General features: G+C 64.9%; 15 protein-coding genes. 9 read left to right on the forward strand and 6 right to left on the reverse strand.

Translation table 11 applies throughout. The features are described from left to right. Window positions 1–8: 8 nt before the first annotated feature. Window positions 9–743 (forward strand): trans-aconitate 2-methyltransferase, encoded by a 735-nt coding sequence (locus LHU53_RS05620; RefSeq protein WP_227331160.1) that lies wholly within the window; start codon window positions 9–11, stop codon window positions 741–743. Here LHU53_RS05620 and LHU53_RS05625 read toward each other — a convergent pair. The 3 genes from LHU53_RS05625 to LHU53_RS05635 all read right to left on the reverse strand — a co-directional run bounded on the left by LHU53_RS05625 (window position 736) and on the right by LHU53_RS05635 (window position 2,971). Further along, complete coding sequence (locus LHU53_RS05625; protein WP_227331161.1) at window positions 736–1,164, reverse strand: universal stress protein; 429 nt, start codon at window positions 1,162–1,164, stop codon at window positions 736–738. The genes LHU53_RS05620 and LHU53_RS05625 overlap by 8 nt on opposite strands. Beyond that, window positions 1,161–1,901: a TerC family protein gene (locus LHU53_RS05630; RefSeq protein WP_227331163.1), complete on the reverse strand. Its 741-nt coding sequence runs from the start codon at window positions 1,899–1,901 to the stop codon at window positions 1,161–1,163. The genes LHU53_RS05625 and LHU53_RS05630 overlap by 4 nt, the downstream gene beginning before the upstream one ends. Window positions 1,902–1,978: 77 nt before the next feature. Next, window positions 1,979–2,971 carry a sugar-binding transcriptional regulator gene (locus LHU53_RS05635; RefSeq protein ID WP_227331165.1) on the reverse strand — a complete coding sequence of 331 codons (993 nt, stop codon included), beginning with the start codon at window positions 2,969–2,971 and terminating at the stop codon, window positions 1,979–1,981. Between the two features lie 145 nt (window positions 2,972–3,116). Between LHU53_RS05635 and LHU53_RS05640 the strand changes: the two genes are divergently transcribed. The 3 genes from LHU53_RS05640 to mtnA all read left to right on the forward strand — a co-directional run bounded on the left by LHU53_RS05640 (window position 3,117) and on the right by mtnA (window position 7,926). Next, on the forward strand, window positions 3,117–5,237 hold the full coding sequence (locus LHU53_RS05640; RefSeq protein ID WP_227331167.1) for a bifunctional aldolase/short-chain dehydrogenase: 2,121 nt from the start codon (window positions 3,117–3,119) through the stop codon (window positions 5,235–5,237). A gap of 341 nt (window positions 5,238–5,578) precedes the next feature. Further along, entirely contained in the window at window positions 5,579–6,835 is a 1,257-nt protein-coding gene (mtnK, locus tag LHU53_RS05645) for an S-methyl-5-thioribose kinase (protein WP_227331169.1), read from the forward strand. Then, a complete protein-coding gene (mtnA, locus tag LHU53_RS05650; protein ID WP_227331171.1) occupies window positions 6,832–7,926 on the forward strand; it encodes an S-methyl-5-thioribose-1-phosphate isomerase in 1,095 nt (364 codons plus the stop codon). Before mtnK ends, mtnA begins: the two co-directional genes overlap by 4 nt. A 55-nt stretch (window positions 7,927–7,981) precedes the next feature. Here mtnA and LHU53_RS05655 read toward each other — a convergent pair whose 3' ends face one another. Genes LHU53_RS05655 through LHU53_RS05665 form a run of 3 tightly spaced genes read right to left on the reverse strand, consistent with a single transcriptional unit; the run spans window position 7,982 to window position 10,591 of the window. After that, window positions 7,982–8,761, reverse strand: a complete 780-nt coding sequence (locus LHU53_RS05655; RefSeq protein WP_227331173.1) for a sulfite exporter TauE/SafE family protein — start codon at window positions 8,759–8,761, stop codon at window positions 7,982–7,984. A gap of 13 nt (window positions 8,762–8,774) precedes the next feature. Further along, complete coding sequence (locus LHU53_RS05660; RefSeq protein WP_227331176.1) at window positions 8,775–9,170, reverse strand: glutathione S-transferase N-terminal domain-containing protein; 396 nt, start codon at window positions 9,168–9,170, stop codon at window positions 8,775–8,777. After that, window positions 9,167–10,591: an FAD-binding oxidoreductase gene (locus LHU53_RS05665; protein ID WP_227331177.1), complete on the reverse strand. Its 1,425-nt coding sequence runs from the start codon at window positions 10,589–10,591 to the stop codon at window positions 9,167–9,169. Before LHU53_RS05665 ends, LHU53_RS05660 begins: the two co-directional genes overlap by 4 nt. Window positions 10,592–10,728: 137 nt before the next feature. On the opposite strand from LHU53_RS05665, the gene LHU53_RS05670 reads away from it, so the two are divergent. The 5 genes from LHU53_RS05670 (at window position 10,729) to LHU53_RS05690 (ending at window position 17,797) form a co-directional block, all read left to right on the forward strand. After that, entirely contained in the window at window positions 10,729–11,559 is an 831-nt protein-coding gene (locus LHU53_RS05670) for a zinc ribbon domain-containing protein (RefSeq protein WP_227331178.1), read from the forward strand. Window positions 11,560–11,581: 22 nt separating this feature from the next. Further along, window positions 11,582–12,643: a TAXI family TRAP transporter solute-binding subunit gene (locus LHU53_RS05675; protein ID WP_227331179.1), complete on the forward strand. Its 1,062-nt coding sequence runs from the start codon at window positions 11,582–11,584 to the stop codon at window positions 12,641–12,643. A gap of 111 nt (window positions 12,644–12,754) precedes the next feature. Then, window positions 12,755–13,333 carry a cob(I)yrinic acid a,c-diamide adenosyltransferase gene (locus LHU53_RS05680; protein WP_227331180.1) on the forward strand — a complete coding sequence of 193 codons (579 nt, stop codon included), beginning with the start codon at window positions 12,755–12,757 and terminating at the stop codon, window positions 13,331–13,333. 103 nt (window positions 13,334–13,436) lie between these two features. Then, window positions 13,437–14,690 carry an efflux RND transporter periplasmic adaptor subunit gene (locus LHU53_RS05685; protein WP_227331181.1) on the forward strand — a complete coding sequence of 418 codons (1,254 nt, stop codon included), beginning with the start codon at window positions 13,437–13,439 and terminating at the stop codon, window positions 14,688–14,690. Next, window positions 14,687–17,797, forward strand: coding sequence for an efflux RND transporter permease subunit (locus tag LHU53_RS05690; protein ID WP_227331182.1), 3,111 nt, complete (start codon window positions 14,687–14,689; stop codon window positions 17,795–17,797). The genes LHU53_RS05685 and LHU53_RS05690 overlap by 4 nt, the downstream gene beginning before the upstream one ends. Window positions 17,798–17,849 lie beyond the last annotated feature (52 nt).

A 17,849-nucleotide genomic window follows, 5' to 3' on the forward strand; every position in this document is an offset into this window, starting at 1 on the left:
AACGTGCCATGAACGCGTTCATGCGGCTTTGGCCGCTTCCTGCCGTGTTGGTGTGGGGCGTGGCCTGGGCGGTGTTCACGGCCTTGCAACGCATCGGCGCCAGTCCGTTGCTGGCCCTGGGTACGGCCTGTGCGTTGGGTGTGGCGGCCAGCCTGCTGGGCAGCAGCTGGTGGCGCCGCTTGATGATGGCGCTGGGGTTCCCGTTGCTGCTGGGTGTTTCGGGTGCGGTGACGTTGCCGGCCTGGGCCTGGCTGCTGCCGCTGTTGCTGCTGCTGCTGATTTACCCGCTCAACGCCTGGCGCGATGCACCGCTGTTCCCCACGCCTTTGCAAGCCCTCAAAGACCTTCCAACCAAAGCACCACTTGGGTTAGGTGCTATGGTTTTGGATGCAGGTTGTGGGCTGGGTGATGGTTTGAAAGCCTTGCGCGCCGCCTACCCGCAAGCCGAACTGCATGGGCTGGAATGGAGCTGGCCGCTGCGCGCCTTGTGTGCGCTGCGTTGTCCGTGGGCACGGGTGCGCCAGGGTGATATCTGGCGCGCCGACTGGTCGGGCTATGAGCTGGTGTATCTGTTCCAGCGCCCTGAGAGCATGCCGCGCGCCGCCGCCAAAGCGTTGGACGAACTCCAACCCGGCGCCTGGCTGGTGAGTCTGGAATTTGAGGCGGCGGATTTGCCAGCCGTTGCGCGGCTGCAGGCGCCGGACGGGCGGCCGGTGTGGCTCTACCAGATGCCGATTATTTGACCAGCAGCACCGGCACCGGCGACAGGTGCACCACCTTGACCGTGACCGAGCCCATGAACAGGCCCACCACGCTGCCAAAGCCGTGTGCACCCATGACGATCACGTCGCAGCCTTTTTGTTTGGCAAAGTCAACGATGCTGGGGGCCGCTTCGCCGACCAGGATATGCGTCGAAAACGTCAGCCCGGCGGCGGTCAGCTTGGCCTTGGCCACGGCCAGATCCTGCTCGCCGGTTTCCCGCTGGAAGTCGTCCACCGTTTGGGTGTCGATGAAGCGGGTCACGTTGGAGGACAGGGCCGGTTGCACGTTCACCAGGTAGAGGTGCGGGCACTGCTTGCGGCTGGCCGCGTCGGTTATGGCATGGTCCACCGCGCGGGCTGAGGGCTCGGAGCCGTCGATGGCAATCAGGCAGGATGAGGTCATGGCAAGTCTCCTTCAGTGGTTTTGGTGCTGTTTGGGGCGGCCAGTTCGACGCTGGCGCGCGGCGCACGCCGGCTGCCCAGCCATTTGCCCACCACCACCACCAGCACCGCGCCGGCGGCGGCAAACAGGTAGTGCGCGTACGGGATGCCTTTGGACAGGACCTCTGGCGTGGCCCGGTCAGACAGCAGCATGCCCCCGGCAATCCAGCCCAGCAGCGCCGCACCCAGGGTGATCACCACCGGGAAACGGTCCATGAGTGTGAGCACCAGCTTGCTGCCCCAAACCACGATCGGGATCGACACCAGAATGCCGAAGGTCACCAGCACCATCGACCCGTGCGAGGCACCGGCCACCGCAATCACGTTGTCCAGGCTCATCACCGCGTCGGCCACCACAATGGTCTTGATGGCGGCCATCAGGGTGGTGCCACCGTCGATGTTGCCGTGGCCGTCGTCATGGTCGGGCAGCATCAGCTTGATGCCGATCCAGAACAGCAGCAGGCCGCCCACAATCTTCAGGTAAGGCACCGCCAACAACTTCAGGGCAAAGAAAATCATCACCACACGCAGGCCGATGGCGCCGACCACGCCCCAGAAAATGCCTTTTTTGCGCTGCTCGGGCGGCAATTTGCGGCAGGCCAGGGCGATGACGACGGCATTGTCACCACCGAGCATGATGTCGATGATGATGATTTGAAGGACGGCGATCCAGAAGAGGGAAGAGGTGAGTTCAGGCATGCCCGGATTCTACGGACGCGGGCGCCGGGCGCACCCCGTCTGGTCATCTCACGTTGATCGCCGTCCCCGGCGTGGGTTCAGACCTCGTCCACACCCTCCACCAGCGCCCGGGCCGCGAGTTCGTCGGTGATCAGGATGGTGGCGTGCTGGCCGTCCAGCGCGGCGCGGATGGCGGTGGCTTTGGAGGCGCCACCGGCCAGGCAGATGCGCATCGGGATGCGGTCAATCTCGGGCAGCGTCAGGCCGATCATGCGCTCGTCCAGCGGGCCCAGCACCGGTTGGCCCGCGCTGTCGATGTAACGCCCGGCAATGACGCCCACTGCGCCCTGCGTGACATACGGCTGCAGGTCGGCAGGGGTGACGGTGCCCGAGCCAAAGATGGTGCTGTCCTGCTGCAGGTGGCCCACGCCAAACACGATCTTGGTGCAGGTTTGCAGCAGTTCCAGTTGCGGGATCAAGGCCGGTTCTTTGTACAGCAGCGCGCGGATTTCGGGCCGCGATACCAGCGCGGGCGCGTGCAGGTTGATACAACGCGCGCCAAACCGGTCGGCGATGTTGGAGGTGCACAGCTCGGGCGAAAACTCGAAGGTGGACAGCATGCTGCCGGTGATCTGGATCACCGACAGACCGGCCACGCGCTGCGGCGCAATGGCTTTGGACAGCGCCAGCACCGTCTGGCCCCACGACACGCCCAGCACGTCGCCCGCTGTCACCAGTTTGCCCAGCAACTGCGCCCCGGCCTCACCCAGCCGCTCGGCCACCGGGCGGCGGCCCTGGTCATCGGGGATGACGATGCAGCGCGCCAGCCCGAAGCGTTTGGCGAGTTGCTGCGACAGGCGCATGGCCGAGAAATGTTCGCTGTCCAGCGTGATCTTCACCACACCCAGGCGGCGCGCTTCGTGCAGGTAGTTGATGACCGAGGCGCGCGACACACCCAGCACCTCGGCAATGTCGCTTTGCGTCAGCTGGTCTTCGTAATACAACCAGGCCGCGGACAACATAGGGTCCAGACTGGGCGCATTGCTGCCGGCGTAACTTCTGACCGTTTTGGGCGCCTTCGAGGTGTTCATGATGGGTCCTTTGCGACACGCGTGGCGGGCTTTTGGGGGTTAGTCCTGATACAGCACTATGACAAATGACTGATACTATTTACATATGTAAATATGACATTTGTTGATATGTAGAAACTTATGTTACTTCTTTTTGAAAGCCAGTATGAAGAGTTTATGGAGTGATCTGGACGCCCAGGCGTGTATCGATCAATACACCGCCCTTGGCGTGCCGCCCGAGCTGGCCTTGCGCACGTATTCGGCGCGCCTGCTGGGCGCCAACCCCAAGCTGGTGTTGCATGGCGGCGGCAACACCTCGGTCAAGCTGACCCTGACAGATGTGTTGGGCGACGCGGTGCGGGTGCTGTGTGTCAAAGGCAGCGGCTGGGACCTGGCCACCATCGAGCCCGCCGGCCACCCGGCGGTGCGCATGGAGAGCCTGCACCGGCTGCGCCAGTTGGACCGCCTGTCCGACGAGGCCATGGTCAACGCGCTGCGCACCAACCTGCTGGACAACACCGCGCCCACACCGTCGGTGGAGGCGCTGCTGCACGCCTATGTGTCGCACACCTTCATCGACCACACCCACGCGCTGGCCGCCATCGTGATCGCCGACCAGCCCGACAGCGAGACGCTGTGCCGCGAGGTGTATGGCGATGAGGTGGTCTGGGTGCCGTATGTGATGCCCGGTTTTGAGCTGGCGCAGGTGGTGGCGCGCACCGTGGAGACGCACCCGCAGGCCAAGGGCTTGCTGTTGGCCAAACATGGGTTGTTCAGCTTTGGCGACACGGCCAAACAGTCGTATGAACGCATGATTGGTTTTGTGACGCGGGCGGAAGACTTTATTGCGGCGCGCAAGGCGGCGCGGGGTCGGGATGACGGTCTGTTACTGGCAACACCCGGCGTCACAACCGCCGTGGTGGATGCTGACACCGCCACGGGTACCCCAGGCCCGGCTGGCGTCGCCAGCATGGCCGATGTGGGGCCGTTTTTGCGTGGCGCACTGGCGGACCTCGCCCCCCCAGGCAGCCCGCAGCACTGGGTGCTGGACTTGCGTGCCGATGCGTTGGCGCTGGAATTTGCCAATGGCATCGGCCAGACCGAGGTGGCGCAACGCGGCGTGGCCACGCCCGACCATGTGATCCGCATGAAAGGCCGCCCGCTGGTGCTGGCGGCGCCGCTGGCGGGTCAGTTGGACGCCTGGACGCACGACCTGCAAGCGCGCCTGGCCGGGTTTGTCAGCCAGTACCAGGCTTATTTCGAGCGCAACAACGCCCGCGTGGGTGGCATCAAAAAGATGCTGGACCCGCTGCCGCGCGTCATCGTGCTGCCCGGTGTGGGTATGGTCGGCGTGGGCAAAACGGCGGCTGAAGCCTCGGTCAACGCGGATGTGATGGCCTCGTGGATGGAAGTCGTGACCGATGCCGATGCGTGTGGCACTTATGAGCCAGTGAGCGAGGCGCATGAGTTCGACATGGAATACTGGTCGCTGGAGCAGGCCAAGCTGGGCAAAAGTGCGGCCAAGCCCTTGCAGGGCCGGGTGGTGGTGGTCACGGGTGCGGGCAGCGGCATTGGCGCGGCCACCGCACGCGCTTTTGCTGCGCAGGGCGCGGAGTTGGCGCTGCTGGATGTGGATGCGGCCGCGGCGCAGGCGGTGGCCAAGAGCATCGGCCGCCAGGCGCTGGGGCTGCTGTGTGATGTGACCGATGCCGCGTCGGTGCAGAGCGCCTTTGCGGCGGTGGTGCAGCGCTTTGGCGGGGTCGATATCGTGGTTTCCAACGCTGGTGTGGCATTGCCGGGCGGCATGCTTACTTTGCCTGATGAGTCGTTGCGCCAGAGTTTTGAGGTGAATTTTTTTGCGCACCAACGGGTGGCGCAAACGGCGGTCACGGTCATGAAGCAGCAGCGCCTGGGTGGCGTGTTGTTGTTCAATGTGTCCAAGCAGGCGGTGAACCCGGGGCCGGATTTTGGCGCTTATGGCACCTCCAAGGCGGCGCTATTGGCGCTGGTGCGCCAATACGCGCTGGAGCATGGCAAGGACGGTATCCGCGTCAACGCGGTGAATGCCGACCGCATCCGCTCGGGCCTGCTCAATGACGCCACCATCGCGCTGCGTGCCAAGGCGCGGGGTTTGAGCGAGGCGGATTACATGGGCGGCAACCTGCTGGGCCAGGAGGTGACCGCGCAGGATGTGGCGCAGGCGTTTGTGGTGTCGGCCCAGTTGCCCAAGACGACTGGGAACGTGTTGACGGTGGATGGTGGCAATGTGGCGGCGATGCTGCGGTGACGCGAAAGAGCGGTGCCAAACATCCAGCCAGCACGTCGGGTTGTCGGCAGTTTGGATGCCAAGGCCATGGACGGTAGCGTGAAAGCACAGCTTGTGATGCCCGCATGTTCAGTTTTAACCCGCAGCGCACATTGGGTGCCTGACTCCGCAAATGTCCCCCGCCCTGCGGGCTCCTCCTTGATTTTGCTGCGTCAGACACCCAACGCACGCCGCTAGTCGCCCTCGATTGCACTTCTTCGTTTGGTATATCACTTGGGATTTATGTTAATTTGTATTAAAAGTGCCGCTAGCCATTTATCCATAAGGTTTAAGTGCTATCTTTTATTTGAAAGATCATCCTCATGACCTACCAAGCTTTGACCCCTGAGACGCTGGCCGACTACCTGCGCGGCGTGCCTGCCCTGCAGACCTTGCTGGGCGATCTGGACGCGCTGGACATCGTGGAGGTGGGCGACGGCAACCTGAACCTGGTTTACTTTGTCAGCAGCCGCAGCCAGCCCGGGCGCAGCCTGGTCATCAAGCAAGCCTTGCCTTACCTGCGTCTGGTGGGTGAAGGCTGGCCGCTCACCCGCCACCGCGCTGACCGCGAGGCCAACGCGTTGCTGCAGTTTGGTGCCTTGTGCCCGCAGCACGTGCCCGCCGTGTTCCATGCCGACAGCGCGCAGTCGCTGATCGCCATGCAGCACCTGCGCGACCACATCATCTTGCGCAAGGGGCTGATGGAAGGTCTCACCTACCCGAACCTGGCCGAGCATCTGTCCACGTATCTGGCGCAGACGCTGTTTCACGGCTCGGACCTGTATTTGAGCGCCGCCGCCAAAAAGCAGGCGGTGGCCGCTGCTACCAACACCGAGCTGTGCAAGATCACCGAAGACCTGATCTTCACCGATCCGTTTGAAGACAACCCCACCAATGCCTACAACCCAGCGCTGCCGCGCGCAGCCATTGCGCGCGTGCACCAGCCCGAGGTGCGTCTGGCCGCCGCGCAGATGAAGTGGGCCTTCATGAACCGGGCCGAGACGCTGCTGCACGGCGACCTGCACACTGGCTCGGTGATGGTGAACCCCACCGACACCTATGTGATCGACCCCGAATTTGCCTACTACGGTCCCATCGGTTTTGATGTGGGCCTGCTGCTGGCCAACTTGCTCACGGCGTACTTGTCGCAGGACTGGCACCGCGTGCAGGCCGGGCAGGACCCGGCGCCTGTTCAGGCCTGGCTGCTGGGCCAGGTGGCTGCGGTCTGGGACGGGTTTGCCGACAAATTCACCGCGCTGTGGGCCGCGCACGATGCGGCCAGCGCCACCAGCTTCATGGGCAGCGCCCGCGACGAGGCCAGTCAGCGCCTGTTCCGTGAGGCCTTCATGCAGCAGGTGTTCCACGACGCGCTGGGGTTTGCGGGTTGTGAGCTGGTGCGGCGCACCCTGGGCTTGGCCAAGGTGGCAGAAATTGCTGGCATCCCTGATGAAGCAGCGCGCGCGCTGATTGAGGTGCGCACGCTGCGCCTGGCCGAAGCGCTGCTGCTGGGGCGCGATGATTTTCAGTTCATCAGCGAGGTGATCGACTTGGCCCAGGAATGCAGGACACTGACGTTATGAAAATTCAAGGAACGCCGTGGCGCACCGTCTGGCTCAATGCCGACGGTTTGGTTGAAGTCATCGACCAGCGCTTTTTGCCACACGAACTCAAAACCGCCACGCTGCCCGATGTGGTGACCTTTGAGCGCGCCATCCGCGAGATGTGGATTCGCGGCGCGCCGCTGATCGGCGTGGTGGCGGCTTACGGCCTGGCCGTGGCCATGCGCCACGACGCCAGCGACGCCGCCCTGCTGGCCGCCCAGCGCACGCTGCTGGCCACCCGCCCCACGGCCGTGAACCTGAAATGGGGCCTGGCGCGCATGGTCGATGACCTGCTGCCGCGCGCGCCGTCAGAGCGCGAACAAGCGGCTTTCGCGCTGGCAGCCCATATGGCGGATGAAGACGTCGCCATCAACCACCAGCTCGGTCTTCACGGCCTGGCGCTGATCCGCGAACTGGCGCGTCAAAAACCCGGGCAGCGAATAAATATCCTCACCCACTGCAACGCTGGCTGGCTGGCCACGGTGGACTGGGGCACGGCCACCTCGGCGATTTACCAGGCCTTCAACGAAGGCATTGATGTGCATGTGTGGGTGGATGAAACCCGCCCGCGCAACCAGGGCGCCGCGCTCACCGCCTGGGAGCTGGGCCAGCACGGCGTGCCGCACACGCTGATTGTGGACAACGCGGGTGGCCATCTGATGCAGCACGGCCAGGTGGACCTGTGCATCGTCGGCACCGACCGCGTCACGGCGCAGGGTGATGTCTGCAACAAGATCGGCACCTACCTGAAGGCGCTGGCGGCGTTTGACAACGGCGTGCCGTTTTACGTGGCCATGCCCTCGCCCACGCTGGATTTGACGGTGCAAGACGGTGTGACTGAGATCCCGATCGAAGACCGCGACGGCGCCGAAATTTCGCACATGAGCGGCTGGCATGCCGATGGCGTGGTCACCACCGTGCGCATCTGCCCGGCCACCACCCCCACCCACACCAACCCCGGGTTTGATGTGACGCCAGCGCGGCTGGTGACCGGCCTGATCACCGAGCGCGGCCTGTGTGCGGCCAACGCGCAGGCGATAGGCGCCATGTTCGGGTCAAACACGGTGTAGGTGGTTGCGGCGCCAAGTCGACCCTGCAGGCGCAACGCGGACGGTCTGACGGCTGTCAGCCCAGACGCGCAAAAAACACTGCGGTCATCACCAGCCCGGTCACGATCACCCCGATGCGGACCCACTGAACCGGCAGCTTTTTGGCCCAGCGCGCCCCCATGAAGCCGCCCGCCGTGGCGGCCACCATCATCAGCACGCCCTCACGCCAGGCAATCGCCCCGGCCACCACAAACGCCGCCACCGACAGCCATGAGAGCACCAGTGAATTGAGGTTTTTCAGCGCATTGGCGGTGTGGATGCGGCTCTCGCCGGTGGCGGCGTACAGCGCCATCAGCAAGATGCCCAGGCCGCCGTTGAAATAGCCGCCATAAATGCAGGTCAGCACCAGGCCCGGCTCACGCCACCGGTCCAGCCCCTGGCCAGTTTTGGAGGCCGCCATGGCCCGGCGCGCCAGGGTCGGACCAAAGGCAAACAGCACAGTGGCAAACAGCAGCAGCCACGGCACGATGACAGAAAACACCTTGGCCGGGGTCACCAGCAGCAGCAAGGCACCTGCCACGCCGCCCGCGGAGGCGATCAGCATCTCGCGCTTGAGGCGCGGCATCGGCAGCGCGCGTAATTCGTCACGAAAGCCCAGCGTGCTGCCCAGGTAGCCGGGGCTTACCGCCAGCGCGCTGGTGGCGTTGGCCATGATCGGCGGGATGCCGACAAACACCAGCGCAGGCAGCGTCAGAAAACTGCCGCCACCCGCAATGGCGTTGAGCACGCCCGCGGCAAACGCGGCGCTCGCCAGCAGCAGCGAGGAGGTCCAGAAATCCAGCGGCATGGCGCCCATGTCACCCGGTGCCTCAGGCCGTGACGCTAAAGCGCTGGTTCAGGTAAGCGATGACGGCGCCCGAATCGTTGAGCCATTGCACCAGGCCGGTGGCGTCGGTGATTCTCAGGCACGGCACCTGGTCGCGGCCGCTGCCCTGGATCAGGTCGGCCTTGTTGTGGGCGTCATGCTGGGCGTCGCGCTTGGCAATCGGCAGCGCCAGGCGGTGCATTTCCTTGCGCACCTTGATGCAAAACGGGCAGGTTTTGAAGTGGTACAGCACCAGGCGCTCGCAATCCTGGTCCACCTGGGCCTGATGCGCGGGCGTGCGTTGCACCGGTTTTTGGCGGCTCAGCACTTCAAACATCAGCATGAACGGGCCCAGCACCACGCGCAGGCCGCGGAAAAAGAGGCGGATCAGGGGTTTCATAGCGCAAAAATCTTTCCAGGGTTGAGAATGTTGTCGGGGTCCAGCGCGTTTTTGATGGCACGCATCATGGCCACGGCGCCAGCGCCGGTCTCTTCCACCAGAAAACCCATCTTGTGCAGGCCCACGCCGTGTTCACCGGTGCAGGTGCCGCCCAGCGCCAGCGCACGCGCCACCAGTTGGTGGTTCAGCGCCTCGGCGGCGTCGCGTTGTTCGGGGTTGTCGGGGTCAATCAGGTAACCCATGTGAAAGTTGCCGTCGCCCACATGGCCGACCATGAAGTACGGGATGCCGCTCTGCTGCGCCTCGGTCACCGAGTCCAGCAGCGCATCGGCCAGGCGCGAGATGGGCACGCAGGCATCGGTGGTGATGGCGCGGCAGCCCGGCACCGACTGCACGCCGGCAAAGTAGGCGTTGTGCCGCGCGGTCCACAGCCGGGTGCGTTCTTCGGGGGTTTGGGCCCACTCAAAGGCGTGGCCGTGGTGCTCGTCGGTTATCGCCTGCACGGTGTCCACCTGCTCCTGCACCCCGGCGGGTGAGCCGTGAAACTCCATCAGCAGCATCGCGCCTTCGCGCAGCTTCAGTTTGGAATAGCCGTTGACGATGCGCACCGTGGTCGCGTCCAGCAGCTCACAACGGGCAATCGGCACGCCCATCTGGATGATCTGGATGGTGGTGTTGACGGCGTCTGCCAGGCTGTCAAAGCTGACGATGGCGGCCATCACCGCCTCGGGCAGCGGGTAGAGCTTGACGGTGATCTCGGTCATGATGCCCAGCGTGCCCTCAGAGCCCACCATCAGGCGCGTCAAATCGTAACCGGCCGATGACTTTTTGGCCCGGGTGCCGGTGCGGATGACCTCGCCCTGCGCGGTGACCACTTCCAGCGCCAGCACGTTCTCGCGCATGGTGCCGTAGCGCACGGCGTTGGTGCCACTGGCGCGGGTGGCCGCCATGCCGCCTATCGACGCATCCGCCCCAGGGTCAATCGGGAAAAACAGGCCGGTGGATTTGACCGCCGCGTTGAGCTGGGTGCGCGTCACGCCGGGTTGTACCGTCACCGTCAGGTCGCAGGCAGCGATGGCCAGCACCTGGTTCATGCGGCTCACATCCAGGCTGATGCCGCCCTGCACGGCGAGCAAATGCCCTTCCAGCGAGGAGCCCACGCCAAACGGAATCACCGGCACCTTGAACTGCGCCGCCAGCTTGACAGCGTCACTCACATCCTGGGTGCATTCGGCAAACACCACCGCCTCGGGCGGTGCCACGCTGAAGGCCGATTCGTCGCGGCCATGTTGTTCGCGCACCACTTGGGCGGTGGACAACTGGGCACCGAAGCGCTGGCGCAGCGCATCGATCAGTGCGGCTGGCACGTCGCGCGGGTGGGTGTGGGGCAACAGGTGGCCGCTGGTCAGGGGTGCGTTCATGGAGTCTCCGTGGTAGGCGGCGATTATCGGCATTCGTGTCAGAACCGTGCAGCGTCTGTGCGCTGTCGCACAGGCATGCGGTTGACGGCTGGCCATACTGGTGGCTAAACTGAACTCTGCCCTTCAGGACGTCCTCGATGCCACTTCTTCGGTGCCTTTTCTGCAACCATGTCAACCCGGGTGCGGCCAGTTTCTGCAATGAATGTGGTTCGCAGCTGGATCTGCAGCCCTGCGGCCAGTGCGGCGCGGTGGACAGCCGCCATGCCAAGAGTTGCTACAAATGCGGTACACCGTTCCCGGTGCCGGTCATCGTCCCGGATCTGGATACTTTGCTGAAGCCGGTGGCGTATGGTGATCCGCTGGACTATGCCTCCCGGATCGAGGCCAGTGTGGCGGGTGCCAAGGCGATGCATCCCCACCCTGACCAGCGCCCCGGCTCGACGTACCGCCAGCTGACGGTAGGCGCCATGGCCGCCGACATGTTGCTGCAGACGCGCCCATCGCGCAGTGGCTGGCTGGTGCCGGGCATTGGCGTGTCGTTGGTGGTGCTGGCCGCGCTTTTTGCCATTTTTTACCAGCGACCGGTGACCACCGCGCCACGGCAGGCCGGTGTGCCCATGGCCCCGGTTGTCATGGAAACATCTGCAACAGCGACCTCACCGCCGCCATCCCTGTCTGAGCCCCCTTCACCGCCCGAGCAGGCAGCCCAGGCGGCGCAGGCTGAACCGCTTGAGCCGGTTCAGCCGGTTGAACCGCTTGAGCCACCCGAGGTGGTCCCCACCGCACCCACCACCGTCGCCGAGGCGCCTGCTGCCAAGCTGGCCGCGCGGCCAGTACCCGTCAGAGCGGCGGCACCCGTCACGCGGCCCGCGCCGGTGGTCGACACCCCGCCCATCCCCCGCCGGGCGCGACCGCTCGTCCAAGACTGCTCACCCGATCTCGCCACCCTTGGCTTGTGTAACCCGTAAATTGACCTGGAGGCACCTGAAGATGAGAAACATTGCATGCGCAACCGTGTTGTTGGCTGGCCTGCTTTGCCAGGCGCCTGCAGCGCTGGCCGAGGTGGCCTACAAGATCGTCACCGCGTCCGAGCGCGGCACCTACATCAAGATCGGGCGCGATCTGGCGCAGTTTGTGGCACCCGCCGCGGGCATCGAGCTTGAATCCGTGCCCTCGGCCGGGTCGGCGGAGAATGTTCGGCGCTTGCGCTATGAGCCAGGCGTCAAGCTGGCGCTGGTGCAGTCTGACGTGTACCAGTCGTTTCTGGACATGGCCGCCAGCGGCAACGTCGCCGCGGGCAACATGATCCGGCCCACGCGGGTGATCTTGCCGCTGTACAACGAAGAAATCTATTTCATCGCCCGGGCCGACTCGGACCTGAATTACATCCACGAGATCCAGAACGCGAAGATCAACGCCGGAGAGCTGGGCAGCGGCACGGCGCTGACCTCGGCCACGCTGTACCGCGCCATGTTTGGCAGCAGCCTGCCCGATGCCCGTGCCAGCTACCTGTCCAACGAAGAGGCGCTGGCCAAGCTGGTCACCGACCAGTCGGTGGACGTGGTGGCCATCGTGGCGGGTCAGCCAGCCAAACTGCTGGTCGACATGAAGCCCGAGTCGCGCAAACTGATCAAGCTGCTGAAGTTTGACCCCGCGCACGCGTCCAGCGAAGCGGTGCTCAAAACCTACTTCTCGACCAGCGTGCGCGCCAGCAACTACCCCAACCTGCTCGCGGCGGACCTGCCGGCGCTGGCGGTCAAGGCATTTTTGGTCACTTACGATTTTCAGTTGCAGGGCGCGGGCAGCTACCTGCGCAACTTTGCGCGCTCGCTGTGCCAGAATTTTTCGCTGCTGCAGGACAAAGGCCACCCCAAGTGGCGTGAGGTGGACCTGGCGCTGCCTGACCTGGGGCGCGGCTGGTTTTACTACGGGCCCACCACGCGTGAACTGCGCACCTGTATTGCCAGCCAATCGAGGCCGGCGCTCAGTGCCCCGGCCAACCCGGTGAAGGCCTGTTCGCAGCAGGAGCGTATTCTGGGTTTGTGCAAATAGCCCGCTGATGTGGGTCGCGGCCTGAGGCCGTGATAATCGCGCCTCCAAACCAACCGCTGCGTCCCGGGCTGCCCAGCCTGCACCGACGCCACGAGAAACCAGGACACCGCCATGGGACAAAGACTCACACAAATCGCCACCCGCACTGGCGACAACGGCACCACCGGCCTGGGCGACAACACCCGCGTCTCCAAAAACAGCCTGCGCGTGCACGCCATGGGCGATGTCGATGAACTCAACTCCCACATCGGCCTGCTGCTGTGCGAGCCCATGCCCGAGGCGGTGCGCAGCGTGCTGGTGGAGATTCAGCACCAGCTGTTCAACCTGGGCGGTGAGCTGTCCATCCCCGGCTTTGAGCTGCTCAAGTCAGAGGCCGTGCTGGCGCTGGACGAGGCCCTGGCCGAGCACAACGCCGCCCTGCCCAAGCTGCAAGAATTTATTTTGCCCGCCGGCACCCGCGCTGCTGCGCTGGCGCATGTGTGCCGCACCGTGGCGCGCCGGGCCGAGCGCGCGGTGGTGGCGCTGGGTGCCCAAGACGCGCTCAAAGACACACCGCGTCACTACCTGAACCGCCTGTCCGACCTGATGTTTGTGCTGGCCCGCGTGCTCAACCGCTACCGCACCGACGCCAGCGTGGGTGACGACGTGTACTGGCGCAGCGAACGCCTCAAACAAGCCGCCCCCGATTAACTTGGCCTGGTCCGCACGCAGGCGCGGGTAACTTTACAAGAGCTTTGCAGGGTGTTCAAAGTGGCACGGCATGGGCCTTGGGGGGCCTGAATTATCATGGGCCATGAACATTTTTCGCCCTCCCTTGCGCGCACTTTTCACCCTGAGCGCGCTGGTCTTGGCGCTTGCCGCCTGTTCTGACCAACCCGCCACGCCGGCCTCTTCCCCCACCAGCACGCCCGCCCCGGGCGGCCCCGGTGCCTCGCCACCGGTGTCGGTGACCACCACCTCCGCCAAGCAGCGCGACATGGCGGTCACCCTGAACACCACCGGCACGGTGGTCTCGCTGACCAGTGTGGATGTCAAGCCGCAGATCACCAGCACCGTGCGCCAGGTGCATTTCAAGGAAGGCCAGTTTGTCAAAGCCGGGCAATTGCTGTTCACGCTGGACGCCCGCACTGAAGAGGCCAACCTGGCCAAGGCGCGCGCGCAGCTGGCCAAAGACCAGGTCAGCCTGAGCGACGCCAAACGCCAACTTGAACGCGCTAAGCAGTTGCTGGCGCAAGCTTTTGTGTCACAAGGCGCGGTCGACACCGCCCAGGCCCAGGTGGATGCCTGGCTGGCCACGCTGGCCTCCGATCAAGCGGCCGTGACCGCCAGCCAGGTAGCGCTGTCTTACGCCCGCATCACCGCACCGCACGCCGGGCGCGCCGGGGCGGTGGCGGTGTTTCCCGGCAGCGCGGTGCTGGCCAACCAGACGCCGCTGGTCACCATCACCCAGCTCGACCCGATCGGTGTGGCGTTCAGCATTCCGCAGCGTGACCTGTCCAGCGCGCTGGCGGCCTTGAAAGACGGCGGCGCGGTCGTCACCGCCACCCTGGCGGACCAAGGCGGCACCTTCCAAGGCCGCCTGCAGTTCATGGACAACCTGGTCGATGCCAGTTCCGGCGCGGTCAAGGCCAAGGCGGTGTTTGCCAACGCGCAGGGCAAACTCTGGCCCGGCGCCTTTGTCGAGGTGTCGCAAACCGTGGCCACTTTGCGCGATGTGGTGGTGGTGCCGCAGGCCAGCCTCATCCAGGGGCCGCGCGGTACCCTGGTGTATGTGATTGCCGACGGCGTGGCCACCATGCGCCCGGTCAAGCTGCTGCAGGCCGAGGGGGGTGACGCTGCCATTGAAGGTGTCAAGCCTGGTGAAGAGGTGGCGCTGGACGGTCGGCAAAACCTGCGGCCCAACGCCGCCGTGGTGGTGCGGCCAGCTGAAGGCGCGGCCTCTGGTGCCAAGGGTGCAGGCGGCGGCGGTATGGGTAAAGGTCCCGGTGGTGCGGGTAACGGCGCAGGCCTGGCTGAGGCCGCTGCCAACAAGGCCAGCCAGCCATGAACTTGTCTGAACTCTTCATCCGCCGTCCGGTGATGACGGTGCTGCTGAACCTGGCCATTGTGCTGGCCGGGGTGATTGCTTTCCGCAGCATCCCGATTGCCGCGTTGCCCAGCTACGACACGCCGGTGATCAGCGTCAGCGCCAGCCTGCCCGGCGCCAGCCCCGAGACCATGGCCACCTCGGTGGCGCTGCCCCTGGAAAAACAGTTCCAGACCGTGCCGGGCCTGAAAACCATCAGCTCCACCAGCACCTTGGGCAACACCTCGCTGACGCTGGAATTTGACGAAAGCCGCAACATCGACGTCGCCGCCGTGGACGTGCAGGCGGCCCTGCTGCGCGCCCAGCGCGCCCTGCCCGACGACATGACCAACCCGCCGTCGTACCGCAAGGTGAATCCGGCCGACGCGCCGGTGCTGCTGATCTCGCTGCGTTCCCCGTCGCTGGCGCCGTCCGATTTGCAGGACTATGCCGAGCACCTGATTTCGCCCACGTTGTCCACCCTCAACGGCGTGGCCCAGGTCAACATTTTTGGCGCCAAGCGTTACGCAGTGCGGGTGCGGGTGCAGCCCGACGCGCTGGCAGCGCGCAACCTGGGGCTCGATGAAGTGGCAGCCGCGCTGCGTGCGGCCAATGTCAACACCCCGGTCGGCACGCTCGAAGGCCCCAAACAAACCCTGGTGCTGCAGGCCAACCAACAACTCAAAAACGCCGCCGAATTTGCGGAGCTGATCATCAGCGTCAAAGGCGGCAACCCGGTGCGCCTGCGCGATGTGGCGCAGGTGGAAGACAGCATCGAGAGCACCAAGAGCTGGGCCACCTTCAATGGTGAGCCCACCACCACGCTGGCCATCCTGCGCCAGCCCGGCGCCAACACCGTGCAGGTGGTGGACGCGGTGCGCGCCGCCTTGCCGGGGCTGCAGGCGCAGATGCCCAAGTCGGTGTCATTGACCCCCATCAACGACCGCTCGCTGTCGGTGCGCGAGGCCTTGCACGATGTCACGCTGACCCTGCTGGGCACGGTGGTGCTGGTGGTGCTGGTGATCTTTCTGTTTTTGCGGCGTTTTGTCGCCACGGTGATTCCGGCGCTCTCACTGCCGGTGTCACTGATCGGCGCTGTGGCGCTGCTGTGGGGCTTGAACTACAGCCTGGACAACATCTCGCTGCTGGGCCTGACCCTGGCGGTGGGCCTTGTGGTGGACGACGCCATCGTGGTGCTGGAGAACATCATCCGCCACGTGGAAAAAGGCGAGCCGCCGTTCCAGGCCGCGCTGCGCGGTGCGCGCGAGGTGGGTTTCACCATCATTTCCATCAGCACCTCGCTGATTGCGGTGTTCATCCCGATCTTTTTCATGCCCGGTGTGATCGGCCTGCTGTTTCACGAATTTGCGGTGGTGGTGGGGCTGGCCATTGTGGTGTCGGCGTTTGTCTCGCTCACCTTGGTGCCGATGCTGGCCAGCCGCTTTTTGACCGATGAGTCGCATAAAAAACACCCCGGCTTCATCGTGCGGCAGTTTGAGCGCGGCTTCAACGCCATGCTGGCCAGCTACACCCGCTGGCTGGACCGGGCGCTGGCCCACCGCTGGGCCATGCTGGCCCTGGCCACCGCCACCATCGTGGCCACCGTCTGGCTGACCATCGTCATCCCCAAAGGCTTTTTCCCCGAGGAAGACCTGGGCCAGATGTCGGTCAGCACCGAGGCCGGTGAGGACACCTCGTTTGAGGAAATGGTGCGCCTGCAAGAGCGTGCCGCCCAGATCATCCGCAACGACCCGGCGGTGGCCGCGGTGAACTCGTTCAACGGCGGCAGCGGCGCGCAAAACACCGGGCGCATGTTCATCACCCTCAAACCGCAGGGCGAGCGTCCGCCGATGAAACAGGTGGTGGACGGCCTGCGCAAAAAGGTGAACGCGGTGCCGGGCATCAAGATATTCATCCGCCCGACGCAAAACCTGCAGCTCGGCGGGCGCCCCAGCAAGGCGCAGTTCCAGTACATCCTGCAAAGTGTGCGCGCCGACGAGCTCAACGACTGGGCCACCAAACTGCAAGAGCGCCTGCGTGACGACCCGCTGTTTCGCGACGTGACTAGCGACGCCCAGCTGCGCGGCCTGCAGGCGCAGATCAATATCGACCGCGACCGCGCCAACGCGCTCGGCGTGTCCATCGAGGCCATCCGCAGCGCGCTCTACAGCGCCTTTGGTGAGCGCCAGGTCTCCACCATCTACCTGCCCACCGACAGCTACCAGGTGATCATGGAAGTGGCGCCGCAGGCCAAGCAGGACGAAAGCGCGGTGGCCGGCATCTACGTGCGCGCATCCACCGGCGCGCTGGTGCCGCTGTCGAGTTTTGTCACGGTGGAGCGCACGGTGGGGCCCACCTCCATCAACCACGTCGGCCAGTTGCAGGCGGTCACGGTGTCGTTCAACCTGGCGCCGGGCGTGGCGCTGGGTGATGCCACCGCCAAGATCGACGCCGCGCGCGACGCCATCCAGATGCCGTCCTCCATCATCAGCACCTACGGCGGTGATGCGGCGGTGTTCAAAAGCTCACAGGGCAGCCAGCTGGTGCTGGTGCTGGCGGCGCTGCTGGTCATCTACGTGCTGCTGGGCGTGCTGTATGAGAGTTACATCCACCCCATCACCATCCTGATGGGCCTGCCCTCGGCCGCCGTGGGTGCGCTGGCCACGCTGATGTTATTTGGGCAAGATTTGACGCTGATCGCCACCATCGGCATCCTGCTCTTGATCGGCATCGTCAAAAAGAACGCCATCATGATGATCGACTTTGCGCTGGACGCGCAGCGCCACCACGGCATGACGCCGCAGCAGGCGATCCGCGAGGCGTGCATCTTGCGGTTCAGGCCGATCATGATGACCACCATGGCGGCACTGATGGGCGCGCTACCGATTGCGCTGGGCATTGGCGCGGGCGCCGAGCTGCGCCAGCCGCTGGGCCTGGCGGTGGTGGGCGGGCTGGTGTTTTCACAAGCCATCACGCTGTTCATCACCCCGGTGATCTACCTGGCGCTGGACCGCTTCAGCGGCCACGGCCCGGTGCTCACGCCTGAGGTTCCGCCGGGGCCGGATGAGCGTGCGGGTGCTGTGGCTTGAGTAATCTGGCTATCAAAAGATCGCGTAGAACCCTTTGAAGATAAGACGTCAA

Origin of the sequence: Rhodoferax sp. U2-2l, from assembly GCF_020594515.1 — a bacterium.
Lineage (GTDB): Bacteria > Pseudomonadota > Gammaproteobacteria > Burkholderiales > Burkholderiaceae_C > Rhodoferax.

What these genes read in the sequence shown, in the direction of transcription:
- LHU53_RS05620 (WP_227331160.1), top strand. Translation starts at nt 9, where the DNA reads ATGAACGCGTTCATGCGGCTTTGGCCGCTTCCTGCCGTGTTGGTGTGG.
- LHU53_RS05625 (WP_227331161.1), bottom strand. Translation starts at nt 1,164, where the DNA reads ATGACCTCATCCTGCCTGATTGCCATCGACGGCTCCGAGCCCTCAGCC.
- LHU53_RS05630 (WP_227331163.1), bottom strand. Translation starts at nt 1,901, where the DNA reads ATGCCTGAACTCACCTCTTCCCTCTTCTGGATCGCCGTCCTTCAAATC.
- LHU53_RS05635 (WP_227331165.1), bottom strand. Translation starts at nt 2,971, where the DNA reads ATGAACACCTCGAAGGCGCCCAAAACGGTCAGAAGTTACGCCGGCAGC.
- LHU53_RS05640 (WP_227331167.1), top strand. Translation starts at nt 3,117, where the DNA reads ATGAAGAGTTTATGGAGTGATCTGGACGCCCAGGCGTGTATCGATCAA.
- mtnK (WP_227331169.1), top strand. Translation starts at nt 5,579, where the DNA reads ATGACCTACCAAGCTTTGACCCCTGAGACGCTGGCCGACTACCTGCGC.
- mtnA (WP_227331171.1), top strand. Translation starts at nt 6,832, where the DNA reads ATGAAAATTCAAGGAACGCCGTGGCGCACCGTCTGGCTCAATGCCGAC.
- LHU53_RS05655 (WP_227331173.1), bottom strand. Translation starts at nt 8,761, where the DNA reads ATGGGCGCCATGCCGCTGGATTTCTGGACCTCCTCGCTGCTGCTGGCG.
- LHU53_RS05660 (WP_227331176.1), bottom strand. Translation starts at nt 9,170, where the DNA reads ATGAAACCCCTGATCCGCCTCTTTTTCCGCGGCCTGCGCGTGGTGCTG.
- LHU53_RS05665 (WP_227331177.1), bottom strand. Translation starts at nt 10,591, where the DNA reads ATGAACGCACCCCTGACCAGCGGCCACCTGTTGCCCCACACCCACCCG.
- LHU53_RS05670 (WP_227331178.1), top strand. Translation starts at nt 10,729, where the DNA reads ATGCCACTTCTTCGGTGCCTTTTCTGCAACCATGTCAACCCGGGTGCG.
- LHU53_RS05675 (WP_227331179.1), top strand. Translation starts at nt 11,582, where the DNA reads ATGAGAAACATTGCATGCGCAACCGTGTTGTTGGCTGGCCTGCTTTGC.
- LHU53_RS05680 (WP_227331180.1), top strand. Translation starts at nt 12,755, where the DNA reads ATGGGACAAAGACTCACACAAATCGCCACCCGCACTGGCGACAACGGC.
- LHU53_RS05685 (WP_227331181.1), top strand. Translation starts at nt 13,437, where the DNA reads ATGAACATTTTTCGCCCTCCCTTGCGCGCACTTTTCACCCTGAGCGCG.
- LHU53_RS05690 (WP_227331182.1), top strand. Translation starts at nt 14,687, where the DNA reads ATGAACTTGTCTGAACTCTTCATCCGCCGTCCGGTGATGACGGTGCTG.